18 protein-coding genes are annotated in these 17,698 nt (G+C 42.2%); all 18 read left to right on the top strand.

All coding sequences use genetic code 11. The annotated features are described in order from the left end of the window. Positions 1–49 precede the first annotated feature (49 nt). The 18 genes from ACESOD_RS03370 to pknB all read left to right on the top strand — a co-directional run bounded on the left by ACESOD_RS03370 (position 50) and on the right by pknB (position 17,655). Positions 50–616: a mechanosensitive ion channel family protein gene (locus ACESOD_RS03370; RefSeq protein WP_001154834.1), complete on the top strand. Its 567-nt coding sequence runs from the start codon at positions 50–52 to the stop codon at positions 614–616. A gap of 51 nt (positions 617–667) precedes the next feature. Continuing rightward, positions 668–1,573 (top strand): magnesium transporter CorA family protein, encoded by a 906-nt coding sequence (locus tag ACESOD_RS03365; protein WP_049508908.1) that lies wholly within the window; start codon positions 668–670, stop codon positions 1,571–1,573. A 24-nt stretch (positions 1,574–1,597) separates the two neighbouring features. Then, on the top strand, positions 1,598–2,125 hold the full coding sequence (locus tag ACESOD_RS03360) for a YqeG family HAD IIIA-type phosphatase (RefSeq protein WP_281335335.1): 528 nt from the start codon (positions 1,598–1,600) through the stop codon (positions 2,123–2,125). 2 nt (positions 2,126–2,127) lie between these two features. Then, on the top strand, positions 2,128–3,234 hold the full coding sequence (gene yqeH / locus ACESOD_RS03355; RefSeq protein WP_373093999.1) for a ribosome biogenesis GTPase YqeH: 1,107 nt from the start codon (positions 2,128–2,130) through the stop codon (positions 3,232–3,234). A gap of 210 nt (positions 3,235–3,444) precedes the next feature. Next, positions 3,445–3,756, top strand: coding sequence for a ribosome assembly RNA-binding protein YhbY (yhbY, locus tag ACESOD_RS03350; RefSeq protein ID WP_000060171.1), 312 nt, complete (start codon positions 3,445–3,447; stop codon positions 3,754–3,756). 51 nt (positions 3,757–3,807) lie between these two features. Continuing rightward, entirely contained in the window at positions 3,808–4,437 is a 630-nt protein-coding gene (locus ACESOD_RS03345; protein ID WP_036759262.1) for a nicotinate-nucleotide adenylyltransferase, read from the top strand. Beyond that, the gene (gene yqeK / locus ACESOD_RS03340) at positions 4,437–5,030 is read left to right on the top strand and encodes a bis(5'-nucleosyl)-tetraphosphatase (symmetrical) YqeK (RefSeq protein WP_373093997.1); all 594 of its coding nucleotides are present in this window, start codon (positions 4,437–4,439) and stop codon (positions 5,028–5,030) included. The genes ACESOD_RS03345 and yqeK overlap by 1 nt, the downstream gene beginning before the upstream one ends. Further along, positions 5,031–5,384 (top strand): ribosome silencing factor, encoded by a 354-nt coding sequence (gene rsfS, locus ACESOD_RS03335; RefSeq protein WP_373093995.1) that lies wholly within the window; start codon positions 5,031–5,033, stop codon positions 5,382–5,384. It abuts the gene before it with no gap. Positions 5,385–5,494: 110 nt separating this feature from the next. Further along, positions 5,495–6,235 carry a class I SAM-dependent DNA methyltransferase gene (locus tag ACESOD_RS03330; RefSeq protein ID WP_049549289.1) on the top strand — a complete coding sequence of 247 codons (741 nt, stop codon included), beginning with the start codon at positions 5,495–5,497 and terminating at the stop codon, positions 6,233–6,235. 9 nt (positions 6,236–6,244) lie between these two features. Beyond that, complete coding sequence (locus ACESOD_RS03325; RefSeq protein ID WP_373093993.1) at positions 6,245–7,342, top strand: nucleotidyltransferase; 1,098 nt, start codon at positions 6,245–6,247, stop codon at positions 7,340–7,342. A gap of 217 nt (positions 7,343–7,559) precedes the next feature. Next, the gene (locus ACESOD_RS03320; RefSeq protein ID WP_373093991.1) at positions 7,560–9,173 is read left to right on the top strand and encodes a ribonuclease Y; all 1,614 of its coding nucleotides are present in this window, start codon (positions 7,560–7,562) and stop codon (positions 9,171–9,173) included. Between the two features lie 136 nt (positions 9,174–9,309). Then, positions 9,310–9,936, top strand: a complete 627-nt coding sequence (gmk, locus tag ACESOD_RS03315; RefSeq protein WP_373093989.1) for a guanylate kinase — start codon at positions 9,310–9,312, stop codon at positions 9,934–9,936. A 24-nt stretch (positions 9,937–9,960) separates the two neighbouring features. Continuing rightward, positions 9,961–10,275, top strand: coding sequence for a DNA-directed RNA polymerase subunit omega (rpoZ, locus tag ACESOD_RS03310; protein ID WP_006146546.1), 315 nt, complete (start codon positions 9,961–9,963; stop codon positions 10,273–10,275). Positions 10,276–10,359: 84 nt separating this feature from the next. After that, a complete protein-coding gene (locus tag ACESOD_RS03305; RefSeq protein ID WP_373093987.1) occupies positions 10,360–12,756 on the top strand; it encodes a primosomal protein N' in 2,397 nt (798 codons plus the stop codon). A 12-nt stretch (positions 12,757–12,768) separates the two neighbouring features. After that, positions 12,769–13,704, top strand: coding sequence for a methionyl-tRNA formyltransferase (gene fmt, locus ACESOD_RS03300; protein ID WP_373093986.1), 936 nt, complete (start codon positions 12,769–12,771; stop codon positions 13,702–13,704). Then, positions 13,697–15,010 carry a 16S rRNA (cytosine(967)-C(5))-methyltransferase RsmB gene (gene rsmB / locus ACESOD_RS03295; RefSeq protein ID WP_373093984.1) on the top strand — a complete coding sequence of 438 codons (1,314 nt, stop codon included), beginning with the start codon at positions 13,697–13,699 and terminating at the stop codon, positions 15,008–15,010. Before fmt ends, rsmB begins: the two co-directional genes overlap by 8 nt. A 15-nt stretch (positions 15,011–15,025) precedes the next feature. Beyond that, on the top strand, positions 15,026–15,766 hold the full coding sequence (locus tag ACESOD_RS03290; RefSeq protein ID WP_070461160.1) for a Stp1/IreP family PP2C-type Ser/Thr phosphatase: 741 nt from the start codon (positions 15,026–15,028) through the stop codon (positions 15,764–15,766). Further along, complete coding sequence (gene pknB, locus ACESOD_RS03285; RefSeq protein WP_373093982.1) at positions 15,763–17,655, top strand: Stk1 family PASTA domain-containing Ser/Thr kinase; 1,893 nt, start codon at positions 15,763–15,765, stop codon at positions 17,653–17,655. The genes ACESOD_RS03290 and pknB overlap by 4 nt, the downstream gene beginning before the upstream one ends. Positions 17,656–17,698: the final 43 nt, after the last annotated feature.

The raw sequence follows: 17,698 nt of genomic DNA, 5'->3' as shown, positions 1-17,698 counted from the left end.
GGATGGCTGGGAAGGATTTATGGTATAATGGATAGAAAAGGAGTTTTATATGCAAGAATTTTTTCAACGTTATTTGGATAAATTAGATCTAACAACTGTATTAGAAAATCTCTTGACCAAGGTGATTTCTCTTCTACTTCTTATCCTTCTATTTTATATAGCTAAAAAGTTCCTCCATGTTGCTGTAGGAAAGATTGTTAAACCTTCACTTAAGTTTTCAAATCGAGATGCAGGTAGACAAAAGACTATTTCTCGTTTGCTTGAAAATATTTTCAACTACACGCTTTATTTCTTCTTGATTTACTGTATCTTGTCTATTTTAGGGTTGCCTGTTTCTAGCTTGCTTGCGGGTGCAGGAATTGCTGGGGTGGCTATCGGTATGGGGGCACAAGGTTTTCTATCAGACGTCATCAATGGCTTCTTTATTCTCTTTGAACGCCAGTTGGATGTAGGAGATGAAGTTGTTTTGACCAATGGGCCTATTACCGTATCAGGAAAAGTAGTTAGTGTCGGAATTCGAACGACTCAACTGAGAAGTGACGACCAAGCCCTTCACTTTGTTCCTAACCGCAATATTACTGTGGTTAGCAATTTTTCAAGGAAAGAAGAGAACTGAAATTTTACTTGATTTATGGTACAATAGAAAGAGTTTGGTAAAGGAGAAACGATGTTTTTAGATAAGCAGTTAGGAAATGGTTGTACCTGGATTAATCTAGATGTGGAAATCATCAAAAATCTTGAAGATTTATCAGAAATCTATGGATTGGATAAAGAAACCATCGAGTATGCGCTGGATAGAAACGAACGAGCCCACATGGATTATAACCGTGAAAACGGGACAGTCACCTTTATCTATAACGTTCTTGACTTAGAAAGGGACAAGGAATACTATGAAGCCATTCCTATGACCTTTATCGTGGAAAAGCAACGAATGATTACCATCAGCAACCATAAGAATGCTTATGTCATTGATCAGATGCTAGGCTATCTTGAAAATCATGAAATCATTTCAATCTACAAGTTTCTATTTGCCGGTTTAGAGCTTATCAGCAATGCTTATTATCCTGTCATTGAACAGATGGATAAAAGTAAGGATGAAATCAGTGCCTTGTTGCGTCAAACAACCACTAAAAAAAATCTCTTTGCCCTCTCTGACTTGGAAACTGGTATGGTTTACTTGACAGCTGCGGCTAAACAAAATCGCCTCCTCTTGGAGCATATCCAAGGACATGCGCTTTATCGGAACTTTAACGAAGTGGAAAGAGAGCAGTTTGATGATGCTATGATTGAAGCTCATCAGTTGGTGTCCATGACAGATTTGATTTCCCAGGTTTTACAACAACTCTCAGGATCTTACAATAATATCCTAAACAACAATCTGAATGATAATTTGACAACCTTGACCATTATCTCAGTTTTGCTAGCCATTCTTGCAGTCATTACAGGATTTTTCGGAATGAATGTCCCTCTGCCATTTACAGAAGAGCCTAATGCCTGGATATATATTTTGATTGCTAGTTTAATTTTATGGGCAATCTTGGCTCAGTATCTAAAGAAAATTGCTAGAAACTAAAAAATAGAAAGAAAAGGAGCCAGAATGGCGATTGAAAATTATATGCCAGATTTTGCTGTGGAAGCAGTTTATGATCTGACAGTTCAAAGCTTGCAGGAGCAGGGGATCAAGGCTGTTTTGGTTGATTTGGATAATACCCTGATTGCTTGGAATAATCCAGATGGAACAGCAGAGATGAAGCAATGGTTACATGACCTTCGTGATGCTGGGATACGTATCATTGTGGTATCTAACAATACTCCCAAACGTGTCAAACGAGCAGTTGAAAAATTTGACATTGACTATGTTTATTGGGCGCTGAAGCCCTTTACTTTAGGAATTAACCGTGCCATGAAACATTTCCACTATGAAAAAGACCAAGTGGTCATGGTTGGCGACCAACTGATGACGGATATTCGAGCAGCCCACCGAGCAGGTATTCGTTCGATTTTGGTTAAACCCTTGGTCCAGCACGACTCTATTAAGACTCAGATTAACCGAGCGCGTGAGCGTCGTGTGATGAGAAAAATCGCTGAAAAGTACGGACCGATTACATATAAAAAAGGAATCTAATTATGGAAGAAATTCTCTGTATTGGTTGTGGAGCAATCATTCAGACGGAAGATAAGACTGGTTTAGGTTTTACACCTCAGTCAGCACTTGAAAAAGGTTTGGAAACTGGAGAAGTTTATTGCCAGCGTTGTTTCCGTCTTCGTCACTACAATGAAATCACTGATGTTCAGTTGACAGATGATGATTTCCTCAAACTTCTGCACGAGGTGGGGGACAGTGATGCCTTGGTGGTCAATGTGATTGATATCTTTGATTTCAATGGCTCTGTTATCCCAGGATTGCCACGCTTTGTGTCAGGTAATGATGTGCTCTTGGTTGGAAATAAAAAAGACATCCTTCCTAAGTCTGTTAAGCCTGGTAAAATTAGCCAATGGCTCATGGAACGTGCCCATGAGGAGGGTCTTCGTCCAGTCGATGTCGTCCTAACTTCTGCACAAAATAAGCATGCCATTAGAGAAGTAATCGACAAGATTGAGCACTACCGTAAGGGACGTGACGTCTATGTTGTCGGTGTGACCAATGTTGGTAAATCAACCCTCATCAACGCCATTATCCAGGAAATCACGGGTGACCAGAACGTCATCACAACGTCGCGCTTCCCAGGAACAACCTTGGATAAGATTGAAATTCCACTCGATGATGGTTCTTATATCTATGATACGCCGGGGATTATTCACCGTCACCAGATGGCTCACTACTTGACGGCTAAAAATCTCAAGTATGTCAGCCCTAAAAAGGAAATCAAACCAAAAACCTATCAGCTAAACCCTGAACAAACCCTATTTTTAGGTGGCTTGGGACGCTTTGACTTTATTGCAGGAGAAAAGCAAGGTTTTACAGCCTTCTTTGACAATGAACTCAAACTTCATCGTACCAAGCTAGAGGGAGCTAGTGCCTTTTACGACAAGCACCTTGGAACCCTCCTTACACCACCAAATAGCAAGGAAAAAGAAGATTTTCCAAAACTGGTCCAACATGTATTTACCATCAAGGACAAAACTGACCTAGTCATCTCAGGACTAGGTTGGATTCGAGTGACAGGCACCGCCAAAGTCGCCGTCTGGGCCCCAGAAGGCGTCGCAGTCGTCACAAGAAAAGCAATTATTTAAAATAAAATCACCGAGCGAACAAAGTGAGCTCATAAAAAGATAGTTATTGCCGTGGTGTCTTGCCAATCTTTAGATTAGCAAGGGGCACAATTGAGACCTAGGCTCAATTGTGAGGTCAGGAAATCCATTTTTCAAAGATGAGATCATTGAAAAATTAGTTCCGACCGTCCCCCACCACCTAAAATAACTATCAAAAAAGGAAGAAAGAATATGTCATTAACATCGAAACAACGTGCCTTCCTCAACAGCCAGGCACACACCCTCAAACCTATCATCCAAATCGGGAAAAATGGACTCAACGACCAAATCAAAACCAGCGTTCGTCAGGCACTTGATGCCCGTGAATTGATCAAGGTTACACTCTTGCAAAATACAGATGAAAACATCCACGAAGTAGCTGAAATCTTAGAAGAAGAAATCGGTGTGGATACAGTCCAAAAAATCGGCCGTATCTTGATTTTATATAAGCAATCAAGCAAGAAAGAAAATCGTAAGATTTCTAAAAAAGTTAAAGAAATCTAAGAACGATACTCCCAAAAGCTGTTTTTACAGAAGAGTAAAGGAGATTAACCTATGGCAATTGAATTATTAACTCCCTTTACAAAAGTGGAGTTAGAGCCAGAAATCAAGGATAAAAAACGCAAACAAGTCGGTATCTTGGGTGGAAATTTTAACCCTGTTCACAATGCCCATCTTATCGTGGCAGACCAAGTGCGCCAGCAGTTGGGATTGGATCAAGTTCTGCTCATGCCTGAGTATCAACCGCCTCACGTAGACAAAAAGGAAACCATTCCTGAACACCATCGTCTCAAGATGCTTGAATTGGCAATTGACGGAATCGAAGGTTTAGCTATTGAGACTATTGAGCTGGAGCGCAAGGGTATTTCCTACACCTACGACACCATGAAGATTTTGACAGAGAAGAATCCAGATACCGATTATTACTTTATCATCGGTGCTGATATGGTGGACTATCTGCCTAAGTGGTATCGAATTGATGAACTGGTCGACCTCGTTCAGTTTGTGGGAGTTCAACGACCACGCTATAAGGCTGGGACTTCTTATCCAGTCATTTGGGTAGATGTGCCTCTTATGGATATTTCATCTAGTATGGTGCGTGATTTCATCGCCCAAGGACGCACACCTAACTTTCTCCTACCCAAACCAGTGCTAGACTATATCGAGAAAGAAGGGCTTTACTGATGGCCTATCAAGACTATATCAACTGTTCCCGCGAGGAATTGTTGGAAAAAATGGCAGAGCTTCTACCTGAAAAACGTCTAACCCATTGTCTAGGTGTAGAGCGTGCAGCCATTGAACTTGCAGAACGATTCGGAGTGGATGCCGAGAAAGCAGGTCTAGCAGGTCTTCTTCATGACTATGCTAAAAAGTTGTCAGATCAGGAATTTCTAGACTTGATCGACCGTTATCAGCTAGATACTGACCTCAAAAACTGGGGCAATAATGTCTGGCATGGTATGGTCGGTATTTACAAAATTCAGGAAGATTTGAACTTGCAAGACTCTGAAATTCTGCGTGCAATAGAAATCCATACAGTTGGAGCGAGTCAGATGACGGACTTTGACAAGGTTATCTACGTCGCAGACTATATCGAGCACAATCGTGCCTTTCCAGGAGTGGATGAGGCGCGTGAAATTGCTGAACTATCGCTAAATAAGGCGGTGGCCTACGAGACAGCTCACACAGTAGAGCATTTAGCTCACAAAGGATTTCCCATCTATCCCCAAACCCTTGAAACCTATAACGCCTATGTGCACTATTTAAAAGAGGATTAAATGAACGAAAAAGAATTACTAGAACTAGTCGTGAAAGCGGCTGATGAGAAACGTGCAGAGGATATCCTTGCACTTGACGTACAAGAACTGACCAGTGTGACAGATTACTTTGTTATCACTAGCTCTATGAATAGCCGTCAGTTGGATGCTATCGCTGATAATATCCGTGAAAAAGTTGCTGAAGCAGGCTTTAAAGGTAGTCATGTTGAAGGTGATGCAACTGGAGGCTGGGTCTTACTTGACCTCGGTGGTGTAGTAGTGCATATCTTCTCAGAAGAAATGCGTGCCCACTATAACCTCGAAAAACTATGGCATGAGGCAAATTCTGTAGACATTTCAGAAGCCTTAGCATAGAAGATGAACTCAGTTGTAATCAACTGGGTTTTATTTGCTTATGTTAGAAGAAAATTGTTAGAAAGGTAAGGGCTAGTGGTGTTTACCATGGGGCTCTTGGTATCATGATTATGGCAACTTATGAAACTTTTGCGGCGGTCTATGATGCGGTTATGGATGATAGTTTATACGACAAATGGACGGACTTTTCTCTGCGTCATTTACCTAAAACCAAGGACAGAAAGAAACTATTGGAGCTTGCTTGTGGAACAGGAATTCAATCAGTGCGCTTCTCTCAGGCTGGTTTTGATGTGACTGGACTTGATTTGAGTGCGGATATGTTGAAGATTGCCGAAAAGAGAGCGGCTTCAGCCAAGCAAAAGATTGATTTCATTGAAGGCAATATGCTGGATTTATCCAAGGCTGGTCAATACGACTTTGTCACGTGTTACTCGGACTCAATCTGTTACATGCAGGATGAAGTGGAAGTTGGGGACGTTTTTAAAGAAGTCTATAATGCCCTCAATGAAGATGGTGTTTTTATCTTTGATGTGCATTCGACTTACCAGACAGATGAGGTCTTCCCAGGCTATTCCTACCATGAAAACGCCGAAGACTTTGCCATGCTTTGGGATACCTATGAGGACGATGCTCCTCACTCCATAGTGCATGAACTGACCTTCTTTGTCAAGGAGGCAGATGGTTCCTTTAGCCGTCATGATGAGGTACATGAGGAACGGACTTACGAGGTCTTGACCTATGATATCTTGCTGGAACAGGCTGGTTTCAAATCCTTCAAACTCTTTGCGGACTTTGAAGACAAGGAGCCAACAGAAACCAGTACCCGTTGGTTTTTTGTCGCTCAGAAGTAGGAGATTTCCATGACCATTACAGGTATTATCGCGGAGTTCAATCCCTTTCATAATGGCCACAAATACCTGCTGGACCAGTCGGAGGGACTGAAAATCGTTGCCATGTCTGGGAATTTCATGCAGCGTGGGGAGCCTGCTATCGTGGATAAGTGGATACGGGCTCAGATGGCGCTGGAAAATGGGGCGGACTTAGTGGTAGAATTGCCCTTTTTAGCCAGTGTCCAAGCAGCAGATTTTTTCGGTCAAGGTGCAGTGGCTATCTTGGCTCGTTTTGGGATTAACACCCTTGCTTTCGGGACAGAGGAAGTTCTGGATTATCAGAAAATTGCAGACCTATACTCAGAACGTGGTCAAGAGATGGAGAAATTTGTGGATAACTTACCTGATTCTCTTTCTTACCCTCAGAAAACGCAAGCTATGTGGAAGGAATTTGCAGGTCTTGATTTTTCAGGCAATACGCCCAATCATGTCCTTGCTCTCGCTTATGCCAAGGCAGTTTCAGGACGAAATATCAGACTTCATCCGATTCAGCGTCAAGGAGCCGGCTATCATTCTGTGAACAAGGATGTAGACTTTGCCTCGGCCACAGCTCTCCGTCAGCACCAATCAGATCAAGATTTCTTAGAACGCTTTATGCCTTCTGTTACTCTTTTTGAGCAGGCGAGTAAGGTGAGTTGGGATAACTATTTTCCACTTTTACGCTATCAAATCTTGTCAAATCCAGATTTAAGTACTATTTATCAGGTCAATCAAGAAATGGCTGTACGCATCAAGGATGCCATCAAGATAGCCCGGTCTGTTGACGAATTGGTCGAGGTGGTTGCTACCAAACGGTACACCAAAGCGCGTGTCAGACGCCTCTTGACCTATATCCTGGTACAGACCAGAGAAAGTAACTTGCCAGAAGCCATCCATGTCCTTGGCTTTACTGAAAAAGGCAGACAACATCTCAAGTCTCTGAAAGGGCAGGTCAATCTAGTCAGCCGAATTGGCAAAGAACCTTGGGATGCTATGACTCAAAAGGCAGACCAAATTTATCAACTGGGACACCCAAGTATCGCAGAACAAAATTATGGTCGAGTGCCAATTAAAATCGAATCAAACTAAGTCTACTGAGAGGTAGGCTTTTTAACTTATTTTTTTCTAAAAAAATCTTTAAAAGTTTAATAAGGGAGAATAGCCTATTTTATTAGGAAAAATAAGGATTTTTAGCCTTGAAATGACCAAAACAACTTCAAATTAAGGTTTGTTAAAAATGATTTTTTATGGTAGAATGTATAAGAATGCATATCATTCGGATAAACAAATAAATTGAGGTAAAAACATGGAAATTATGGCGATTGTTATCGTTGTTTTTGCCGTCATCATTGGTTTAGTCATTGGATATGTCAGCATCTCAGTCAAGATGAAATCATCACAAGAGGCTGCAGAGCTGATGCTTTTAAATGCTGAACAAGAAGCAACTAATTTACGAGGACAAGCTGAGCGCGAAGCGGATTTATTACTCAATGAAGCTAAGAGCGAAAGCAAGTCTCTTAAAAAAGAAGCACTATTGGAGGCCAAAGAAGAAGCCAGAAAATACCGTGAAGAAGTGGACGCTGAATTTAAATCAGAACGTCAAGAACTCAAGCAAATAGAAAGTCGTTTGACCGAACGTGCTAGCAGTCTTGATCGTAAAGATGACAATTTGACGAACAAAGAAAAAACACTTGAACAAAAAGAACAAAGTATTTCTGATAGAGCAAAAAACCTTGATGTACGTGAAGAGCAACTAGAAGAAATTGAGAAACAAAAGCAAGCTGAACTAGAGCGTGTCGGAAGTCTGACTCAGTCGGAAGCCAAAGACATTATCTTGGCCCAGACAGAGGAAAACTTGACTAAGGAAATTGCTAGTCGCATTCGTGAGGCTGAGCAAGAAGTCAAGGAACGTTCAGACAAATTGGCTAAGGATATCTTGTCCCAAGCTATGCAGAGAATTGCTGGTGAGTATGTGGCTGAGTCTACCAACTCTACCGTTCATCTGCCTGATGATACGATGAAAGGCCGTATCATTGGTCGTGAAGGACGTAATATCCGTACTTTTGAAAGTTTGACAGGGGTTGATGTTATCATTGATGATACGCCCGAAGTGGTAACCTTGTCAGGTTTTGATCCTATCCGTCGCGAGATTGCCCGTATGACGATGGAAACCTTGCTTAAGGATGGACGTATCCACCCAGCTCGTATCGAAGAGTTGGTTGAGAAAAATCGTCAAGAGATTGATAACAAGATTCGTGAATATGGTGAAGCCGCAGCCTATGAAATTGGTGCACCGAACCTTCACCCAGACTTGATGAAGATCATGGGTCGCTTGCAGTTCCGTACTTCATACGGACAAAATGTCTTGCGTCATTCGATTGAAGTTGCTAAGTTGGCTGGTATCATGGCTAGCGAACTTGGTGAAAATGCTACCCTTGCACGTCGCGCGGGATTCCTCCACGATATTGGGAAAGCCATTGACCGTGAAGTAGAAGGTAGCCACGTTGAGATTGGTACGGAATTAGCTCGCAAGTACAAGGAACACCCAGTTGTGGTCAATACTATTGCTAGTCACCACGGAGATGTAGAACCTGAAAGTGTGATTGCAGTTATCGTTGCTGCAGCGGATGCCTTGAGTGCAGCCCGTCCAGGAGCTCGTAGTGAGTCACTCGAAAGCTACATTAAACGTCTCCATGATCTTGAAGAAATTGCTAATAGCTTTGAAGGTGTTCAAAATAGCTTTGCCCTTCAAGCTGGTCGCGAAATCCGCATTATGGTAAATCCAGGTCAAATCAAAGATGACAAGGTCACAATCTTGGCTCATAAAGTTCGTGAGAAAATCGAAAACAATCTCGATTACCCAGGAAATATCAAGGTAACCGTGATTCGTGAACTTCGTGCAGTTGATTATGCAAAATAAATAAGAAAGAGCAGTTGAAAAATTACTGCTTTTTTGTTACACTAGATAGAAAGATTGTAGCGAGCAGAAATGGCTTTAGATATATAATCTTACAGAAATTTTCAAGTCATTTCACAAACTATCCAAAGGAGATATAATGGCAGACCGAGGCTTACTAATCGTTTTTTCAGGTCCTTCAGGAGTTGGAAAAGGAACGGTTAGACGAGAAATTTTTGAGAGTTCTGAAAATCAATTTCAATATTCTGTATCTATGACAACGCGGGCACAACGTCCAGGTGAAGTAGATGGTGTTGATTATTTCTTCCGTACACGGGAGGAATTTGAAGAGTTGATCCGTCAAGGGCAGATGTTAGAGTATGCAGAGTATGTGGGTAACTACTATGGAACTCCTCTGACATATGTTAATGAAACGCTTGATAAGGGAATCGATGTCTTTCTTGAAATTGAAGTGCAGGGAGCTCTTCAGGTTAAGAAAAAAGTTCCAGATGCGGTCTTTATCTTTTTAACACCGCCAGATTTGGAAGAATTGCAAGACCGTCTCGTTGGCCGAGGTACAGATAGTGCAGAAGTGATTGCTCAGCGTATCGAAAAAGCCAAGGAAGAAATTGCTTTGATGCGTGAGTATGACTACGCTATTGTCAATGATCATGTTCCTCTAGCGGCTGAGCGTGTAAAACGTGTCATTGAAGCAGAACATTTCCGCGTCGATCGTGTCATCGGTCACTACCAGGATATGCTACCAAAGTCTCCGATTATTCGATAAAATTTAGAAAACAGGTACAAACAAATGATGTTAAAACCCTCTATTGATACCTTGCTTGACAAGGTACCATCAAAATATTCACTCGTCATCTTGGAAGCAAAGCGTGCTCACGAATTAGAAGCTGGAGCACCTGCTACTCAAGAATTTAAATCAGAAAAATCAACTCTTCGTGCCTTGGAAGAAATTGAATCAGGGAATGTAACCATCCACCCAGATCCAGAAGGAAAACGCGAAGCTGTTCGTCGTCGTATCGAAGAAGAAAGACGATTGAAAGAAGAAGAAGAAAAGAAAATTAAAGAGCAAATCGCGAAAGAAAAAGAAGAAGGTGAAAAAATTTAAGGTTGGGGGGACTCAATCTTATTTTTTCTATTGCAAGAATACTCAATCAATTAAAAGGATTTAAGAAGAGAAGGAGGTGAGGATATGGGTATTGCAAAAATCATTGTGGATGTTCCCTTGATGCAGACTGATCAACCTTATAGTTACAAGGTTCCTGAGGAATTTGAAGGAATGTTGGAAGTTGGCATGCGGGTTCATGTACCTTTTGGGAAGGCCAATCGCTTGATTCAGGGAATTGTTCTTGGATTGGAGTCTCAATCTGATACAGATGTGGCAGACGAGGACTTAAAAGAAATTGCCGAGGTACTTGACTTTTCTCCTGTCTTAACGGAGGAACAACTCTGGCTAGCAGAGGAACTACGTAAATCAGTCTTCTCATACAAAATTTCTATTCTTAAAGCCATGCTTCCTGGATTTTTGAACTCTAGTTATGATAAAATCCTCTATCCTCTGGAAGGCTTGAGTCAGGAAGATAAAGAGCGATTATTCGGTTCACAGGAGTCTCTAGCATTTTCATCTCTAGACTTAGAAAAGCAGGCTGAGATGATGCAATTGACTCGGAAAGGGCTTTTGAAACTAGAGTACCAGGCTGTGGATCAGAAGAAAGTTAAGACGCAGTCTTGGGTTGAAGTGAATCTTAATCATTTAGAAAAACTAGAAATCTCAAATCGTGCCAAGAAGAAATTGGAACTGCGAGATTATTTATTAGCTCATCCTGCAAGCACTCCTTTGTCAGCCTTATTAGAAAATTACTCACGGGAACAAGTCAATTTCTTTGTGGAACAGGGTGCTTTAAGCATCCTTCAAAAAGAAGTTCAACGTTCAGCTGCTTACTTTGAAGGAATCGAGGCCAATCAAGCCCTAGAGTTAAATCCGGAGCAAAAACAAGCCTGTGAGGCAGTTGTTGGAGCGATTGGGAAGCAATATCCTCCCTTTCTTCTTCAAGGGATTACAGGAAGTGGGAAAACCGAGGTTTATTTGCAGATTATCCAAGGTGCTTTGGATATGGGAAAAACAGCGATTGTTCTAGTTCCGGAGATCTCTCTGACACCCCAAATGACAGAGCGCTTTATTGCTCGTTTTGGTGAGCAAGTTGCCATCCTCCACTCAGGCTTGTCCAATGGTGAAAAGTATGATGAGTGGCGCAAGGTGGAGCGTGGAGATGCTCAGGTAGTTGTTGGGGCCAGGTCTGCTATTTTTGCCCCTTTGAAAAATCTAGGTGTTATCATTATCGATGAAGAGCACGAGGCTAGTTATAAGCAAGATAGCAATCCTCGTTACCATGCTAGAGATGTGGCTCTTTTACGTGCCCAGTACAATCAAGCGGCTTTAGTCCTTGGTTCTGCGACACCGAGTCTGGAAAGTCGTGCGCGTGCTGGTAAGGGTGTTTATCAACATCTACGCCTGACGCAACGGGCCAATCCTTTAGCAAGTATTCCTGAAGTTCAACTGATTGACTTCCGTGACTATATCGGGCAGAATGAAACATCAAACTTTACACCACCACTGATTGAGGCCATTCAAGATCGACTGGATAAAAAAGAGCAAGTGGTTCTCATGCTCAACCGCCGTGGCTATTCTAGTTTTGTCATGTGTCGGGAATGTGGGACCGTGGATACCTGTCCTAACTGTGATATTTCCTTGACGCTACATATGGATACCAAAACCATGAACTGTCATTATTGTGGTTTTACGAAGGAAATTCCTCATGTCTGTCCAAACTGTCAGAGTCGTAGCATTCGTTATTATGGAACAGGGACTCAAAAGGCCTATGATGAGCTAGCGGAACTCTTTCCAGAGGCACGCATTCTACGCATGGATGTGGATACAACTCGTAAAAAAGGCAGTCACCAATCACTTCTTGAGCAGTTTGGCAAGGGTGAAGCGGATATTCTTCTGGGAACCCAGATGATTGCCAAGGGCTTGGACTTTCCAAATGTAACCTTGGTTGGTGTTCTCAATGCGGACACAGCCTTGAACCTGCCTGATTTCCGTTCTTCTGAGAGAACTTTCCAACTCTTGACCCAGGTGGCAGGACGAGCAGGAAGAGCTGAAAAAGCTGGGCAGGTCTTGATCCAGTCTTACAATCCTCAGCACTATGCTATTCGCTTTGCCAAGGATCAGGATTACGAAGGTTTTTATGCCTATGAAATGGGCATCAGACGTCAGTTGGGTTATCCACCTTATTATTTCACAATTGGAATTACCTTGTCTCATAAGAAAGAAGAAGAGGTTCTTAGACGTGCTTATCAAGTCATGGAAATATTGCGGTCAGGTTTGTCGGATGCTAGTATCATCCTTGGACCAACGCCAAAACCTATTGCTCGGACTCATAACCTCTATCATTATCAGATTTTAATTAAATACCGTTTAGAAGATGAGTTGGCTTCGACCCTTAATCAGGTCTTGGCTCTAACTCAAGAACGTGAGAACAGTGAACTTCGTCTCAGTATTGATCACGAACCACAGCAATTTTTATAAAAAGGAGAAAAGATGACAAAACTAATCTTTATGGGAACGCCTGAATTTTCAGCGACTGTTTTAAAGGGACTTTTGACAGATGACCGCTACGAGATTGTTGCAGTTGTAACTCAGCCAGACCGTGCTGTTGGACGTAAAAAAGTCATCCAAGAAACCCCAGTGAAACAAGCAGCCAAAGAGGCAGGACTTCCTATTTACCAACCTGAAAAATTATCGGGTAGTCCAGAAATGGAAGCCATCATGAATTTGGGAGCTGATGGGATTGTAACAGCAGCTTTTGGACAATTCCTCCCAAGTAAACTCCTTGATAGCATGGATTTTGCAGTCAATGTTCATGCTTCGCTCCTTCCTAAACACCGTGGTGGTGCTCCTATCCATTATGCCTTGATTCAAGGTGATGAGGAAGCAGGAGTGACCATTATGGAAATGGTCAAGGAAATGGATGCAGGAGATATGATTTCCCGTCGTAGTATCCCTATTACAGATGAGGACAATGTTGGCACCTTGTTTGAGAAATTAGCCATTGTTGGGCGTGATTTGCTTTTAGAGACCCTTCCTGCTTATATAGCTGGTGACATTCAGCCAGAACCGCAAGATCCAAGCCAAGTAACTTTCTCACCAAATATCAAACCTGAGGAAGAAAAATTGGACTGGAACAAGACCAACCGTCAACTCTTTAATCAAATCCGTGGGATGAATCCATGGCCAGTTGCCCACACCTTCCTAAAGGGAGATCGCTTCAAAATCTATGAAGCTCTACCAGTAGAAGGTCAGGGGACTCCGGGTGAGATTATTTCCATCGGTAAGAAAGAATTGATCGTCGCAACTGCTGAAGGGGCCCTGTCTCTCAAACAGGTTCAACCAGCAGGAAAACCTAAGATGGATATTGCTTCCTTCCTTAACGGAGTGGGACGGACTTTGGCAGTAGGAGAACAATTTGGTGACTAAAGTAGAAACGGCTAGAAGTTTAGCCTTAGAGGTATTGGAGAACGTCCTTGTCAATCAAGCCTACTCAAATATCGCCTTAAATAAACACCTCAAGGGAAGTCAACTGTCAGCGGCTGACAAAGGTTTGGTGACAGAGTTGGTGTATGGAACCGTAGCTCGAAAACTCACCTTAGAATGGTACCTATCCCACTTTATCGAGGATAGAGATAAGCTAGATAGCTGGCTCTATGTTCTTCTACTCATGAGCCTTTATCAACTCCAATACCTAGATAAGCTACCTGATCATGCAGTAGTTCATGAAGCGGTTGAAATTGCTAAAAGTCGCAAAAAAGGCAGTGAAAAATTAGTCAATGCTGTTCTGCGCCGTATCTTGCGAGAAGGTTTGCCAGATATTGCCAATATCAAACGTAAAAATAAGCGTGATTCGATCGCCTACTCTCTTCCCGTCTGGTTGGTTTCTAAGCTCAAGGAAGAGTACGGAGAAGAGCGAGCACAAGCTATTTTTGAAAGTCTTTTACAACGCAATAAAGCCAGTATCCGTGTGACAGATTTGAGTCGAAAAGAGGAAATTAAAGCTTTGCTTGGTGCAAGTGATTCGAATCTATCAGTCGCTGGCTTGGTCAAGGAGCAGGGGCATTTTGCTGGTCATGATTTGTTTGCGGATGGATCCATTACCATCCAAGACGAGTCTAGTCAGTTGGTGGCTACTACACTAGATCTGCAAGGAGACGAGCAGGTTTTAGATGCTTGTGCGGCCCCTGGTGGTAAGACTGCTCATATGGCGTCTTATCTAACTACGGGACAGGTGACGGCACTGGATCTCTACGATCATAAACTCACTTTGATAAAAGAAAATGCTCAGCGTTTAGGTGTAGCAGATCGTGTTCAAACGCAAAAACTGGATGCACGAAAAGTGCATGAGTTTTTTGGCAAGGATCAATTTGACAAGATTTTGGTCGATGCGCCTTGTTCTGGTATTGGACTCTTACGTCGAAAACCAGATATCAAATACAATAAAGACACTGCTGATTTCGCGTCATTACAGGAAATTCAGTTGGAAATATTAGGTAGTGTTTGTCAAACGCTACGTAAAGGTGGTATAATAACTTATAGTACCTGCACTATTGTCTCTGAAGAGAACTTTCAAGTTGTTCAAGCATTTTTAGAAAGTCATCCAGAGTTCGAGCAGGTTAAACTAGAACACGAATGTAAGGATATCCTGAAAGATGGCTGCATCCTCATTACCCCAGAATTGTATGGAAGTGATGGATTCTTTATCAGCCAATTTCGCAAGATATCCAAGTAGGAAGGAACTGACACAATGGAGATTTCATTATTAACAGACGTGGGTCAGAAACGTACAAATAATCAAGACTATGTCAATCTTTTTGTCAACCGTGCCGGTCGTACAATGATCATCTTGGCTGACGGGATGGGAGGACACCGTGCAGGTAATATTGCTAGCGAAATGGCAGTAACTGATTTAGGTGTTGCCTGGGTTGATACGCAGATTGACACCGTTAATGAAGTTCGCGAATGGTTTGCCCACCATCTAGAAGTTGAAAATCAAAAGATTTATCAAATGGGGCGTGATGAAGCCTACAAGGGAATGGGGACAACTCTAGAAGCCCTTGCAATTATTGATCATCAAGCTATTTATGCTCATATTGGAGATTCACGTATCGGCCTGATTCGTGGTGAAGAATACCATCAATTGACTAGTGATCATTCTTTGGTCAATGAATTGCTCAAGGCAGGTCAATTGACACCTGAAGAAGCTGAAGCACATCCACAAAAGAATATCATTACCCAATCTATCGGACAAAAAGACGAAATTCAGCCTGATTTTGGAATTGTCAGCTTGGAACCAGGTGATTATCTGGTCATGAATAGCGACGGTCTAACCAATATGATTTCAGGCAGTGAGATTTATGATATTGTGACAAGCGATATTTCGCTTGATGATAAGGCAGCCACTTTGGTACGCTTTGCCAACAATGCCGGAGGGCTTGATAATATTACAGTTGCCCTTGTTTCGATTAAGGAGGAGGCGGCAGAATGATCCAAATCGGCAAGATTTTTGCCGGGCGGTATCGGATTATCAAACAAATTGGCCGTGGAGGTATGGCAGATGTCTACCTGGCCAAGGATTTGATTTTAGATGGGGAAGAGGTAGCTGTTAAGGTCTTGAGGACTAACTACCAGACTGACCCGATTGCTGTTGCGCGTTTTCAACGTGAAGCGCGTGCAATGGCTGACTTAGATCATCCCCATATCGTTCGGATAACGGATATCGGCGAAGAGGACGGTCAACAGTACCTAGCTATGGAATATGTAGCTGGTCTTGATCTCAAGCGCTATATCAAAGAACACTATCCCCTCTCAAATGAAGAAGCTGTCCGTATCATGGGTCAGATTCTCTTAGCGATGCGCTTGGCGCACACTAAAGGTATTGTCCATCGTGACTTAAAGCCTCAAAACATTCTTTTAACTCCGGATGGAACGGCCAAGGTGACGGACTTTGGGATTGCTGTAGCCTTTGCAGAGACCAGTCTGACTCAGACCAACTCTATGTTGGGTTCTGTTCACTACTTGTCACCTGAGCAGGCTCGTGGCTCTAAGGCAACTGTGCAGAGTGACATCTATGCCATGGGGATTATTTTCTACGAGATGCTGACAGGGCATATCCCTTATGATGGCGATAGTGCAGTAACCATTGCCCTCCAGCATTTTCAAAAACCTCTTCCTTCGGTCATAGCTGAAAACCCATCTGTTCCCCAAGCTTTGGAGAATGTGGTCATCAAAGCAACTGCTAAAAAGCTTACAGATCGATACCAGTCGGTTTCAGAGATGTATGTTGATTTATCTAGCAGTCTATCTTATAACCGCAGAAATGAACCTAAACTTGTTTTTGATGATGCTACTAAGGCAGATACAAAGACATTGCCAAAGGTTTCTCAGACAACCTTGACCTCTATTCCTAAGGTTCAACCACAGACAGATAGCCATCAGGCAACTAAAACTAGCCCAGAAGCAAGTGCCAAAAAATCTGTGGAAAAATCAGTGAAAAAACGACGTTTTAAAGCACGTTATCTAGTTCTACTAGCAAGTTTCGTACTGGTTGCTGCTTCTCTGGTGTGGATTTTGTCTAGAACACCAGCTACTGTTGAGATTCCAAAAGTTGCAGGTCAAACTGTTGCTGAAGCTAAGGAAAACTTGAAAAAAGCGAATTTTGAAATTGGTGAGGAAAAAACCGAAGCGAGTGATACGGTAGAGGAAGGTCGGGTTATCCGAACAGATCCAGATGCTGGCTCAGCTCGCAAAGAAGGAACTAAGGTTAATCTCATTATTTCTTCAGGTCAACAATCCTTCAAGCTTGGAAATTATGTTGGTCGTAAATCTACAGATGTCATTGCTGAGCTGAAAGGGAAAAAAGTTCCTGAAAATCTGATTAAGATTGAAGAAGAAGAGTCCAGTGAATCAGAACCAGGTGTGGTTTTAAAACAGAGCTTAGCAGAAGGTACGACTTATGATCTTACCAAGGCAACTTCTATCGTTTTGACTGTTGCTAAAAAGGTGACAACCGTGACCATGCCAAGTTATATTGGCTCAAGTCTTGAATTTACAAAGAATAACTTAATTCAAATTGTTGGTGTCAAGGAAGCTAATATCGAAGTCGTAGAGGTTTCGACAGCACCTGAGGGCACTGCTGAAGGAACTGTTGTGGATCAAAGTCCAAAACTAGGTGAGAAAATTGATCTAAGTACGACACGTATAAAGATTTCTATTTATAAACCAAAAACCCCACCACCTTCTTCTTCTTTTTCTTCGGTTCCGTCTTCGAGCCAGCGTAACACTAACAGAGTAGATAATACAGTGCCATCACAAAGTCAATCGACTCCATCTTCGTCAACACATAATCAAACAGACGAACATAACACAGATAATTAATCAATCTTTGTCACAGTTTTTGTGACAAAGATTTTTTTTCCTT

Origin of the sequence: Streptococcus oralis (assembly GCF_964238205.1) — a bacterium.
Classification (GTDB): domain Bacteria; phylum Bacillota; class Bacilli; order Lactobacillales; family Streptococcaceae; genus Streptococcus; species Streptococcus oralis_CZ.
The sequence above is the reverse complement of the archived record's forward strand: the minus strand, read 5'-3'. Positions and strand labels throughout refer to the sequence as shown.